Source organism: Nocardia donostiensis (assembly GCF_002081715.1).
Taxonomy (GTDB): domain Bacteria; phylum Actinomycetota; class Actinomycetes; order Mycobacteriales; family Mycobacteriaceae; genus Nocardia; species Nocardia donostiensis.
Window position 1 is genome coordinate 26,911 of the sequence record NZ_MUKP01000031.1, and the last position, 12,698, is coordinate 39,608.

General features: G+C 64.0%; 10 protein-coding genes. 2 read left to right on the top strand and 8 right to left on the bottom strand.

Going from position 1 to position 12,698, the window contains the following annotated elements; genetic code table 11:
• Nucleotides 1–382: 382 nt before the first annotated feature.
• The 3 genes from B0T44_RS18935 to B0T44_RS18950 all read right to left on the bottom strand — a co-directional run bounded on the left by B0T44_RS18935 (nucleotide 383) and on the right by B0T44_RS18950 (nucleotide 2,951).
• Nucleotides 383–781 (bottom strand): nuclear transport factor 2 family protein, encoded by a 399-nt coding sequence (locus tag B0T44_RS18935; protein ID WP_081512316.1) that lies wholly within the window; start codon nucleotides 779–781, stop codon nucleotides 383–385.
• A gap of 572 nt (nucleotides 782–1,353) precedes the next feature.
• Nucleotides 1,354–2,277, bottom strand: coding sequence for an NAD-dependent epimerase/dehydratase family protein (locus B0T44_RS18945; protein WP_077121176.1), 924 nt, complete (start codon nucleotides 2,275–2,277; stop codon nucleotides 1,354–1,356).
• Nucleotides 2,274–2,951: a TetR/AcrR family transcriptional regulator gene (locus B0T44_RS18950; protein WP_077121219.1), complete on the bottom strand. Its 678-nt coding sequence runs from the start codon at nucleotides 2,949–2,951 to the stop codon at nucleotides 2,274–2,276. Before B0T44_RS18950 ends, B0T44_RS18945 begins: the two co-directional genes overlap by 4 nt.
• Nucleotides 2,952–3,028: 77 nt before the next feature.
• Here B0T44_RS18950 and B0T44_RS18955 point away from each other — a divergent pair, with 77 nt between their 5' ends.
• Nucleotides 3,029–4,471 (top strand): MFS transporter, encoded by a 1,443-nt coding sequence (locus B0T44_RS18955; protein WP_077121179.1) that lies wholly within the window; start codon nucleotides 3,029–3,031, stop codon nucleotides 4,469–4,471.
• 505 nt (nucleotides 4,472–4,976) lie between these two features.
• Complete coding sequence (locus tag B0T44_RS18960) at nucleotides 4,977–6,623, top strand: flavin-containing monooxygenase (RefSeq protein ID WP_077121183.1); 1,647 nt, start codon at nucleotides 4,977–4,979, stop codon at nucleotides 6,621–6,623.
• A gap of 210 nt (nucleotides 6,624–6,833) precedes the next feature.
• Here B0T44_RS18960 and B0T44_RS18965 read toward each other — a convergent pair whose 3' ends face one another.
• The 5 genes from B0T44_RS18965 to B0T44_RS18985 form a co-directional block, all read right to left on the bottom strand.
• Complete coding sequence (locus tag B0T44_RS18965) at nucleotides 6,834–7,091, bottom strand: hypothetical protein (protein ID WP_077121185.1); 258 nt, start codon at nucleotides 7,089–7,091, stop codon at nucleotides 6,834–6,836.
• An 11-nt stretch (nucleotides 7,092–7,102) separates the two neighbouring features.
• The gene (locus B0T44_RS18970) at nucleotides 7,103–8,350 is read right to left on the bottom strand and encodes a cytochrome P450 family protein (RefSeq protein WP_077121188.1); all 1,248 of its coding nucleotides are present in this window, start codon (nucleotides 8,348–8,350) and stop codon (nucleotides 7,103–7,105) included.
• An 896-nt stretch (nucleotides 8,351–9,246) separates the two neighbouring features.
• Nucleotides 9,247–10,245: a DUF4185 domain-containing protein gene (locus tag B0T44_RS18975; protein WP_081512318.1), complete on the bottom strand. Its 999-nt coding sequence runs from the start codon at nucleotides 10,243–10,245 to the stop codon at nucleotides 9,247–9,249.
• A 1,614-nt stretch (nucleotides 10,246–11,859) separates the two neighbouring features.
• Entirely contained in the window at nucleotides 11,860–12,201 is a 342-nt protein-coding gene (locus B0T44_RS18980) for a hypothetical protein (RefSeq protein ID WP_077121190.1), read from the bottom strand.
• A 109-nt stretch (nucleotides 12,202–12,310) separates the two neighbouring features.
• The gene (locus tag B0T44_RS18985) at nucleotides 12,311–12,493 is read right to left on the bottom strand and encodes a transposase (RefSeq protein WP_367947007.1); all 183 of its coding nucleotides are present in this window, start codon (nucleotides 12,491–12,493) and stop codon (nucleotides 12,311–12,313) included.
• Nucleotides 12,494–12,698 lie beyond the last annotated feature (205 nt).

The following is a 12,698-nucleotide window of genomic DNA, read 5'->3' on the forward strand; positions in this document are numbered from 1 at the left end:
TTTCGGGAGGATCTTCAATCCCCGGCGGCGCCGCCGGCCGGGCGTTTCCGCAAGACGGCTCACCGGGGTTGACAGGTAGTGCGCCGTTATCTGACACCGGAACGCACACCGATGAAGGTTCAATATTTATCGAGCCCAGGACAGCAGTGTCAATGCCTCGGCGCGCGCAGCCGCACGGCGCGGAAATGCCGATGGTCGAGGGCGGCGACGGGAATCCACGCGGCACCGCTCAGCCACCGCAAGCACCGAGGCATCTAGTTCGGTCCGGTATTCGAGCAGCCGGCATGCCTCGGGTCATGACCGCGGGATCGGCAACGACCGACGGCGGTAAACGGCCCCAAGAACGCCGTGCATTCCGCGTGACGACGATCTTTGGCAGACGCTACGAAGGATCGTGCTCGAAGGTCTCGGTGACGAGTTGCGTATCCATGTACTCGCGGATCTCCGTGATGAGGCCATCTTTGAAGGCAAAGATCCAGCAGTAGTTGTTATTGTATTGGCGGCCATCAGGTGTCGCGTTGCTTCCTGTGTGCTCGACCACCACGTGGTCGCCATCAGCAAGAATCTTGTGCACTTGCACGCTGTAGGAGTCGGAGAGGCTCTCGTCGACTCCGCCGAAAAGCTCGCCAAGAACCGCTTGTTTCCCCTCGAAGGACTTCGACCACTGGCTCGTGCCCATCCATCGCCACGTAACCTCGTCCGCCATGGCATCGAATAGAGGCTTGCGGTCCGCGCGGACCAAGGCGTCCATGATCGTCTGCACATGCTGCTTGTTATCCACTGTTCGGCTCCTCGGTTTGCTTCAAGACAGGATCTGCGCACTCATAAGGGGAGACCGATCTGATTGCCCAACTTCATCGGTCGGCTCTGACATCGTCTCGCAGGCACGGTGCAGCGGCCCGACAGGCGAACGTCACGAACGGGCGGCGTGATGACAAACCCGAGACCCGCAGCGCCTCTGGACGCCCAGCTCCAGATCTACCGCATCCACTCCTGCGACGACGCCGCAGCAGTCGTCGTGGCGCGGTGCGTCCACGGCCCCGTCCGTCTCCATGCCCGATTCCACCGCATCCGGGACACGCCGGCACCGATTGACCTGGAACTGACACAGATCCTGGTGTACGGGCGCCCTGTCGAGGCACTCTATCCCGTCCACACAGCACTCGTCACGCTTCAAGGAACGGGCATGCACCACCTCGAACCCGAAACGAACGACCCCGCTCTCCGCCGCCCAGTCATCCAAGGCACCAACCTGCCCTCATGAGCTACACCATCTACAAATTTTGACAATTTCTCCGATCACTGTCGTCCGCAATGCTCGCACTCGCATGACGAACCTCGGGATTCCGGACGTCAGAGCCTGATCCCCGCCGCTGCCAAGTCGTCCCGCAGCGTGCCGATCTCGAGTAGTTCGTGGATCCATGTCGGCGCGGTGATCGGGTGGCGTGCTACCTCCCGAACTGTGGTGGCGGCGACCGCGGCCGTAGCCAGGGATTGTCTGCGGCCGGTGGCCCACCGTGTCGGTCCATTGGCGGGTCGGGCAAGGACGATCCATCTGTCGCTGCCGGGCATTCGTTGTGGAGCCAGCGCACGTAGCGCGGGTGCCCAGGTGAGAGCGGCCAATCCGGTGGTGGCAAGACGGGAGTCCAATCTCAGATAGGTGCGGACGGGGACCGCGTATTCGCGGGTGAGCCGGTGTTGGTCGGCGAAGTCGGCGCGCAGCGCGGGAAACGGTTTGTATCCGGCTTGTTCGGGAATTGTGAAGTGCGCGGGTTCGGTGAAGTTGCGGATGGTGGTGCCGTCGGGGTCGGTGAAGTGCTGTCCCAGCAGCCGGTAGGTCCAGGCAGTGGCGGCGGGGCCGTGGTGTTCGCCGGAACCGAGCCCGATCATGATGTCGACCGGGCCGGGGTCGTTCGAGAGCGCGTCGACGGCGAGCAGCGTGGTCAGTCCGGGCGCCAATCCGACCCCGAGTACCACCGGCCCGTCGACGTGCTCCAAGGCCCGCACGTAGTCGGAGGTCGCCGAGATCTCTATGAATACGATCCCGCGGTGGGCGCACTCCTCGGCGAGCCGGACGTTTTCGGCGCCCGCGCAGTTCACCACTGTTGACACCCCGGCCAGCGCGAATCCAACGCTGTCCATTGTGGTGACGTCGACCACTCGGTCTACCCGGGCAGGGTCACGCCCAGCCGCGAGCGTCGGGATTCCTTGCGCGCGTAGCAATCTCACCACGTGAGCTCCGACGGCTCCGTATCCGCCCAAGATGAGCACGCTCATCGAGCTTCCTCCGGCTCGGGCGTTTCCCTGGGGTCTCCGTGCGATCGTCCTGATGGGAGTAATTGCAGGGTAAGTGCGTCGGTGGCCCAGGATGCCCATTCGGTATCGGTCCAGCCGCGGTCGTGGACGAGTAGCCGGTAGGTCTCGGGGGCCAGTGTGGCGAGCGCGATGTCGGCGGCGCGGGTGGCGGTGAGGCCCCCGCGCAGTGGCGTCTTGGCAGTGAGGGCCTCGGCAAGGCGGAGTTGGACCAGGTGACGCTGGGCGATGTTGGTTTCCCAGAGTTCGGCGAGTTCGGGGTCGGTCGCCGCGGCCGACCGGATCACCTCGAGCAGCGGGCTGGCGCGGCCGTAAATCGTTGCCGCGGCCTCGACTTGCAGCCGGATCTGCTCGGCGGGCGCGGCCGCCAGCGCCGCTGCGAACCAGGGACGGTCCATGGTGGCGACCGGTTCGGTGTCGCCGGCGATCTCGACGTCGAGGAGTTCGGACAGGATCGCCCGCTTGGTAGCGAAGGTGAAGTACAGCGTCTGCACAGCCATGCCCGCCTGTTCGGCGATGGCTTTCATCGTGGTCGAGGTGTAGCCGCGGGTGGTGAACAGTTCCCGTGCCGCTGCCAGCATCTTGGCTCGGTTGGCCATCGTCTTGGCCGCCCGCACACCGGTGTTTTTGCCTGTCATGCCTCGCATACTACTTGACTAGAGTGCAGCTCTAGTGGAATCTAACTGTAGTAATGCTCTAGCGAAAGGTTGTACTCATGCCGAGCCGAGGTGCACACGGGGCGAGGGACCGGCTGATCCTGCTGTTGATCACGATGGTCGAACTGGTGGTCTTCCTGGACACGACCGTGCTGAATGTGGCGCTGCCCAGCATCGGCGCCGACCTCGGGCTCGACGAAGCGGGACTGGGTTGGGTGACCAACGCCTACCTACTCGCCTTCGGTGGGTTCATGCTGCTCGGCGGGCGCGCCGCCGATCTACTCGGGCCACGCCGGGTGTTCGCGGGCGGACTCACTGTGTTCACGGTGGCCTCCGCGCTGGCCGGATTCGCGCCGACCCCTGCGGTCCTCATCGCAGCGCGGGCATTGCAGGGTCTCGGTGCGGCCGTGATCATCCCCGCTCAGCTGGCCCTGCTCACCACGACCTTCACCGACCCTGCTGTTCGAAATCGCGCCTTCGGAGTGTGGAGTGCGATGGGGGCGGCGGGCGCAGCCATCGGCACCGCGGTCGGCGGACCGCTCACCGATCTGTTCGGCTGGCCATCGATCTTCCTGATCAACCTGCCCGTGGGCGTGCTGGCGCTCACCTTCGTCCGCGTGCTCCCGCCGGATCCGGCACTGTCCGTCCGGGCCGTGCGCCGGCTCGACGTGCCAGGTGCGATCACCGGCACCGCGGCACTGTTGATCATCGGATACGCCATCGGCGCGCTCGGCGACGAGACGACTCGCACCCTCGCGTGGGGCCTGCTGGCGACCGGGCTCGCGCTGCTCACAGGCTTCCTGGCCCTCGAGGCCCACAGCGCAAATCCACTGATGCCGTTGCGGCTGTTCGTCATTCGCCAAGTGAGTGGATCCGCCGCGGTCAATGCGATGGTCGGCGCGGCGCACGTGCCCACCTTCGCCCTGCTGGCGTTGTACCTACAGAACACCCAGCACTACAGTCCGACCGAGTCCGGCCTCGCGGTGCTGCCGGTAGCCGTGGTGAACATCGTCGTCTCCCGCACGCTGATCCCGTATGCGCTGGATCGCCTCGGTGCCTGGCGGGTGCTGGCTGCGGGCCTCGGGCTACAGGCGGTGGCCATGGCCTGGTTCGCTCGTCTGCCCGAACACAGCAACTACCTGATCGACGTGCTGCCCGGTGCGGTACTGCTCGGCATCGGCCTGCCAGCCGCATTCGTCGGCGTCACAGTCCCCGCGGTCACCTCCGTCGACAAGGCCGACACCGGGATCGCGGCGGGCATCGTCAACACCGCACAGCGCGTTGGGTCCGGCATCGGAGTCACGGCCATCCTGCTGCTCGCCGAGGTGGTGGCCCGGCAATCCACAGCAGCCGACGCCTACCGGACCGGACTGAACCTCGCATTCGCGGTCGCCGCCGCACTGGCCGCGACAGGCGCCGTGCTGACCGTCGCCCTGCTGCGCACGAGCCCCGCACCTGCCTCGGAGCCGACGCCCGAAACACCAGCCGCAGTATATGATTGAGCGGAGCCGCGAGAGAGGCTGCGCGCGCTGAGCTGCGAGAGTTCATCCGGCGAAGTGGAATCCGGTCCATATTGGCCGAGGTCTCGATGCGATTGGCGGGTGCGCCTGTTGTGCAGAGGCAGTCGTGGTGACGGCATCGGCAGGTCCATCCTGCAACGACATGCAATCGACCTGCTCGCGTTTGTGATGTTCGGCAATCGGCTTCAAGGAGCGTTGCGCGGAAATGCAACGCGTGCAAGGAGTTTCCACTAATCTGCAACCAGCACCGGTCTGGAAGACCGAAGCTCGGCGAGTCTTGTCCGCGCACCGATGAGCTCGTGACATCAACCGAGCTGCAGCGATATGAGCGAGGGGGCAAGAATTTCTGTGGCGTAATCGTCTACAACGTCCGACCACCACATCACGCCCAGCTCTTCCCTCGACCAGGTAACTGTCGACTCGCCACGTAGTCGAACCGAACCGCTGTGTCCCTTTCACGGCGACTCACCGAAAGGCAGGTCTCACGATGACAACGACCTCGGAGCATTCCGTATTCTCGACCGGGAAGGAGGCTCGCGAGATCGACGCAGTCGTCGTCGGAGCCGGATTCGCCGGCCTCTACATGCTGCATAAGTTGCGCGAACTCGGACTCTCGGTGCAGGTGTACGAATCGGGCGGCGGACTCGGCGGCACATGGTACTGGAACCGTTATCCGGGCGCACGCGTCGATGTGAAGAGCGTGTACTATAACTACTCCTTCGCCCCGGAACTCGAGCAGGAGTGGGAGTGGACGGAGAAGTACCCGCCGCAGCCAGAGTTGCTTCGCTACATCAACCACGTCGCGGATCGTTTCGATCTGCGTAAGGACGTGCAGTTGCGGACCCGGGTCACCGCTGCAGTCTACGACGAGTCCGCCGCGCGGTGGCGGATCACGACCGATCAGGGCGATATCCTCTCGGCGCGATTCACGATCATGGCGACAGGCTGTCTGTCGGTGTCGAAGATGGTGGAAATTCCGGGCATCGAGACGTTCCGAGGTCGCAGCTTCCACACCGGCAACTGGCCCGAGCAGGACGTGGACTTCACCGGCCGACGGGTCGCGGTGATCGGCACCGGTTCCTCTGGGGTGCAGGTTATTCCGCTCGTCGCCGAAACGGCCGAGAAGCTCACCGTGTTCCAGCGGACCGCGAACTATGTTCTTCCGGCTCGCAATCACGCGATCGATCCCGAATTCCAACGCGGGATCAAGTCTCGTTACCGCGATGTGCGCAAGGCCAACCGGGAATCGTCGTTCGGCATCGCGCAACCCGAGGCCACCAGGGGGGCATTCGAGGTGAGCGAAGACGAGCGAAATGCCTTCTATCGCAGGGTATGGGAAGACAAGGACAGCGAACTGGTCAGCATGCTGACCGGATTCACGGACATACTCGCCGACGAAGCCGCCAACGAGACCGCCGCCCAGTTCGTCCGCGACCGGATCGCCGAGATCGTGACGGATCCGGCTGTAGCCCAGTTACTTCAGCCCACCGGCTACCCCTTCGGCACCAAACGCCCGTGCCTGGGGACGGATTATTACGAAACCTTCAATCGTCCCAATGTCAGGCTCGTTGACGTTCGCGCGACTCCGCTCACCGAGGTCACCGAGTCCGGACTTGCGACGACGCAGGAGAGTTTCGAGTTCGACGACATCATCTACGCCACCGGATACGACGCGATGACCGGTGCGCTGGACGCGGTCGACATTCGCGGTCGGGATGGTGTGACGCTGCGGGAGAAGTGGGCCGACGGGCCCGTAACCTACCTCGGTCTCGCCATGGCGGGCTTTCCGAACCTCTTCACGATCACGGGCCCGGGTAGCCCGTCGGTCCTGTCGAACATGCTGGTGTCCATCGAGCAGCACGTCGACTGGGTAGCGGATGCAATCGATGTGATGCGGTCCAAGGGCGTCACGACCATGGAGGCCGAGAGCGCCGCAGAGCAGGAATGGACTCGGCACGTCGACGAAGTCGGCGATATGACGCTCTATCCGAAGACGGACTCCTGGTACATGGGATCGAATGTGCCCGGCAAGCCGAGGGCGATGTACGCGTATATCGGCGGCGTCGGAGCATATCGCGAAAAATGCGACCAGGTCGCCGCCGACGGCTACGATGGTTTCACTCTGACGCGGTGACCAAGGCACTGCCGGTGGCGGGCGCCGCACGACGCGCGCCACTCCGAGGGTAGCCGAGCTCTTTGCGGAACAAGCGAGACCGGTGCGCGGTGTCCGGAATGCCCTGCCACGCATCGATGCTGACGCATGGTAGCTCACGCCACTCGCCGACGAAATCAAGGGAGCGGGGCGCATGCCGTCTTTGTTGGCAGCCGGTATCGTGATAGCTCCCTAGAGCGAACGCCATTGTCTTCGGAACTGTCGAGGGGCAAGTACCCGGCAGGATGGCCTCATCAGCAATAAGTTGCTTCGCATATTGTCCGAGGCGATGTGCTCGAGCTCGAGCACATCGGCATCGGTCGCCGACCAGGCCAGCACACCGCCAGAGAGCAGGATGCCCGTGATCGGGCCACGGCTGCGGATACGGGCAAGCTCGTCTTGGATATCAGTGGCGCTGGGATTCAGAACCAGTAGCGTGGTGTCGGTCAACGTAACCTTTATCAGACGAGACGCATCGGCGGGTACGCCGGAAACTGAACCGGTAGTGCTGCCAATGCGCGGTGGAACTGCCCCTGTCTCCAGGGTAGTTGCTGCGCAGGTACTAGCGGGCGGATATCCGGCAGGGCGTCGAGCAGCAGGTCGATGCCCTGCGAGGCGATCGTCTGGGCGAGGGGCTGGGCCGGGCAACTGTGCGGGCCGCCTCCCCATGCGAGGTGAGACCGGTTGCCCCTGCGGTCACCGCCTACGACGCTAGGATCGTTGTTGCACGCGGCCAAGCTGATGACCACTGGTTGATCAGCCGGCAGCCACGTATCGCCGACGAGTTGCGGCTGTTTGGGGTAACTCACGCACCAGTTCGCCAGCGGCGGATCCTCGAACAGCACCGCATCGATAGCGTCCCGGGTGGCCATGGCGCCGCTGAGAACCTCACCCTCGTATTGCTCGTCGGTCATCAACAGCAGCAACGCATTGAGGATGAGATTGCAGGTCGGCTCCGTACCCATAGAGAACAGGAGCGCGGCCTGATTCACCATTTCCATGGAATCGAGCCCATCCGGATGCTTCAACAATTCCGAGGTCAGATCGTCGCCCGGCTCGGCCTGCTTCTGCTGGACGACTCCGATCAGAGCCTGGATGAAACGCTGCTGCCCCTCTTCAGCGCCCACTCCCTCCAGCATCGCAGCCATCCCATGGTAAGCCGCGGCCGCAGCGTCTTCGGGAAAGCCCATCAGTTCACTCAGGACCTGGAAGGTCAACGGAAATGCGTAGTCCGTTCGCAGGTCGGCGGTACCGCGTTCACAGAAGCCGTTGATCAGTACATCGGCGGCCCGAGCAACCGCGCGGTGAACCTTGTGCAGGTCGACGGTGTCCAACGCTGCGATGATGGTGCGCCGGTAACGCTCGTGTTCCGCACCTGCGGTTCGCAGCGCATTCTGGCGATAGCCCAACATCGGCAGCATCGGGGAGTCCGAGGGGGCGTTCTTCTCCCATCCGCGTGGGTCGGCCGGGAAATGGAACTCGTCGTTGAGGATTTGCATGGCCACCTGGTAACCGAGCACGAGCGTCGCCGGCACTCCTGGAGAAAGCTCGATCGGCACCAACGGGCCGTGACGACGCATGTCTTCGTAGGCGCGGTGCGGATCGGCCGCGAACGAGGGGGTGTCCAGCCGAACGTATGAGTCGGCGGATACCGGGGACCCGTGCGCGATGAGGGATTCCCCCTGCGAACCCGGATCTGTATTGCTCAACGCGTGACTCCCCCGCGCGGTGCCGCGTTGTGTCCCTTTCGGCCTGCTGCAGGACGGCCTGGCATTCGTTGTGTGGGCATGCTGGGGCATACTACCGGGAATTGTTGCAGTCCAATATTTTTGGCGCAACCAGCACCGTAACTTGTTGCGCGTACATAGCTACCGGCGAATTCGTGCGCGTCGTCGCGGGAGCCGGTCCCGCATGCTGGCAATAGCCGGCACGGGTGAGCTCTTCTACCGCGTCCAGGGTGTTCACAGGAGCGTGGACACGATCCCGGCTGCACCGATGAATTCTGTGTGGACCCGCCGCCGATACCGCGCTGGACACACCGACAGCGGTAGTCCTGTGCTGGACCGTTCCAGCGCAGGAAGAAACACACGGAGTCAATGGTGAGTGCGACGACCCCGCGCAGGAGCAAACGATCCGGATATGTGAGCAGGGGCGGCGCAGTCGGTGGCCCCAGAGAGTTGGCGGGGGGTGAGCATCGCGGGGCCCGCACTGGCCCACTGCTGCACCGACGGGAACCGAGGCGACCGTGGTGGAGCGAGCCCCGAGCTGCGTCCCGGTGGAGAGGCGGTGGACGCGCGCGGGGTGACCAAGGAGGTCTGCTGGCCTACACGCGGTACCTGATCCGCACCGAGCGGAGGGAAGAAATCACCCCTCGTCTCGAAGTGATCGTCGATGACGGCAACGCCCTCACCGACGCCTGCCCTTCTACCGCGTAATGCTGGAGGTGAGCGAGGACAGGAAGTTGGCCGGTCTTCGGTCCACCTGCGCCGCCCGCCGCGTCGGGGACCCGGAGGCCTCATCGGGGCACAATTACCAGATCACCTCATCGCCGCCATCGATCAACGGCCGTGCGAGGAATGAAATTAATGGCGCTTCGCAACATATCCTAGACGATCGCAGCGGCGGGACGTATTCCGTATATTCGAAATTGCATGCCCCGGTAGGGCGTACCGGTTTCCGCCCATTCGCTCACGATCATGCAGAATGCACCGTCGAACCTACTGTCAGGATGAGCATAGCAACCATACAGACGCGGCACGATATCCAGACCGCCCGGCGCCCAGAAAGAGCCTTTCACCGGACGGTAGGTCAGGGCCGTACGCCAGTTGTCGGTGATCCGCGCTGCGACCTTGACGAAGGCCCCGTAAGCCGCGGCGTCGAAACCCGACATCACCCAGTTCCCCTGGATCCGCCGCAATCCGATTTCACCGAGTTTCGTTCCGTCGGCCAGGATACCCAAGCGCGGATCGCCGCCCGGATCCCGACCCCAGCCCCAGTCCCGGCCATTCCACCCCCATCCCTGCCAGGCCACCGGGTCGGTAAGCGCGGCGTGAGTCTCGCGTACCCGCCACAGCAGCATATTCTTGTTACGGGCGAGCCCACCGGTGGAGATGATGTAGACATAGCCGTCGCCGCCGCGCTCCCAGGAAATCATGGTGCGCTTTCCGCCGTACGCGCTGGTCGACCACCGGACCCCGGTGTCGGTCCAACTCTCTCCATTGTCGTCGGAATAATGGATCTCGCACCACCGCTCGTTCGCAAGACCCTGGGTGACCATCACCCACAAATAGATTCGGCCGCCGATCGTTATCGCGTCACAGGGCAGGATAGTGGAGTACTCCGGGTTGTCGTGCACGTAATCCCAGAGTTGCCGAGCCCCCCGCGCAGCCGATCGGAACTCGATCGGCCTGGACACATCGTGGGTATTGCTGCGCAACAGCATGGGCGAACGCCAATTCGGGCCGCCCATTCTCGGTTCGGTCCCGGAAAACGTGTCACCGAGGACGTATCCGGTCTCACCACTCGGCATTCGGAAGGGAATGAAGAGGTCCGTGCCACCGATATCGGCCATCGGAAGCGGATTCAAATTCTTGATCTTGGGCATCGCCGGATCCTGTCGATTCTCGGTGCATCGCTTACCAGATCAGCTCGTAGGGTCATCGCGAAGGCGGACGCTCCTACCCGATCAGTATCGAGGTTCGATGGCTGCGTTGTTGCTCATTCGGCTGGATGGCTTCTCGGAAGGATGAGGGAAATCGACGGGGGCAGATCCCGTTCCGACGGCTCGACGCGTATCGCGCCGACCGCAGCCCTGCGAAAAGCCCGGAGTCGGCCGGGCGCTGGTTCGATCGACGCTCGCCTTTCGACTCTCATCGGCCTCTCGGATGGGTGAAAGCGGCGGTGCCGTACAGCGCGATCGGTAATGGATACACTGACTCGACGTATGGTTCCAGAGGCGTTGTGGCACATCGCCGAGCCCTTGATCCCGACATTCGCTCCGCGCAGGCAGCGCGGTGGCGTTACCGGTGGATGAGCGTGCGGTGTTGGTCGCGCTCGACCGGCTGCACCGGGAAGCGCTGACCGGCTCGGCGGCTGTATTTCGCAGTCGTTGGACCGCCGGCTGCAGATGAGCACGGCGGCGAGGTATAGAAATGCAGTGAACAGATGCCTGTGGCGTTCTGGGCAGACGCCCAGGCGCCGGTAGCAGACGAGCCAGATGATCATGCGTCCGGTCTTCGGATGGACGCAGTCCCACCGTCGAGCCACGCGTCCGAGCAGACCGGTGATAGCTTCGGAGTCGACAACCGGAAAGCCCGCAAGTCCCACCACGGCCGCAACCGAGCCCGAGGGAGTCGACACAGATCGACACAAAGCCGCAGGTAGGGGCTTGTGGGGAGCTCGAAGTCATCGCCCTGAAGAAACCGCCCGACCTCACATCCGCCGGTGCTCGCACCTTGCTCCTCCTCCAAGAAGGCGCGGTGAGGCCACGATAACCCGAGATATCCGAGCATCAGGCGATTGCCTCGCAACTAGCGCGATCTCGAATCGGGCCGGAGGTGGTACGGAATTCCGTAGATCGCAACTGAACCGTGCTCATCTTACAACAGCACCAGCGTGTCGATTTGGGCTGCGTTGGTCACCAGGTGCAGCCCCACCCACAGCGGTGAACGCCGCGCCTGCTCCCAGCCGGGCCGGTGAATCGTGATTACCTGCGAGCATCACCAACGGGACACCAGCGGACCGGATTGCGGCGAATGCGTTCTGGCATACGGTGATCTCGGCCTCTGACGGGTCCAGACGGTCGCAGACATCGCCGGCCACGACCTCCGCCTCGCACTCCTCGACGAGTATCAGCTGTGGGCAGCCAGCAGGGTACGCCGCGCATCTGGAACCCAATATGCCAGTCCGACGTATGCGGGAACCGCATGTGCAACAATATATTCCGGCTCACCTACACGTTCTGGCCCTGGCTGGGCGCGCGGAGGTCGTGTGCTCGGCAAGTGGACCGCGGGTGTCCGCGTGGGTGCAATCATCGGTCGCCGTCCGACCACTGCTTCTCGCGCGGAATACTGAGCCGTCTCGAGGCGTGCGGCCGCCGACTCCATGAGTACTGCCGCCCTGTTCGTGAGATCGTTGTTGACCTCGGTTGCACGCCCGGTCGAGCTCTCTCCGGCATCTCAGTCCTTCGGCGCGGGGTTGATTGTGTCGCCGTCCCAGCTCAAATCCGATTTCTCGGCGATACGGTCTGGCCGACCTCCCAGCCGTCGTCGAACGACATCGCCGCTTCGTCCTCACCGTCGGTGAGGTTGCGCCACTGCACCAGCGGATGCATCACTCTGCCGTTGCGCACGGCGACCTCGCCCCACGGCCACATCGCCTCCTCCACGAGCTCGGGATTGCCCCACTCGTCGGTGACCGTGACGTCGCGGCGGGTCGCCTCGACCGGGTGCAGGATCCGCGCATAAGCCTCGAAGCCGGTACCAGCGACGCCGCCGACCCCGTGTTTGCCAACGCGCGCCAGTAGCCACCCACCACGCTCGAAATCCGTTGTGAACTCCACCCAGCCAGCCTAGTGAGCCACGTCTATCGGACAGCTCTGTCTCTGGCGTCAGCTCCGCCGGGCTGCTGTAGCCGTTCGAGGATCGACCGCGCCTGCCGCGCGGTGACGCTCACCTCGCCGGCCAGGACCCGTCTTGGGGTGGGATGCCGCGCCACGGGCAACCGACCCGGGTCCGCCACCGTATTCCGTCGATGAGCTGTCGTTTCGTCCACCTCGGCGGCCGTCCCGCCTTCTTGTTGCGAGACAGTAGCAGCTGCATCCGCACCCATTGGGCGTCGGTGCGGATGAGGATCCGCTCATCGCCTACCCCGTAGGCCGAGCCGCGCTGGTCGCCGACGCCTTTGGTGTGCTGTTCCGCTTCTCGGCGTGCTCGGCACTCAACACCTTAATGACAGCGGTTTTCATTACTGTTAAGGTTGGGTCTCATGCGGAGTTCGAAGGTGTCACGGCCGCACAACCATTCAACAATCGGCGCGAGGCCATCCGGGCTTGTTACG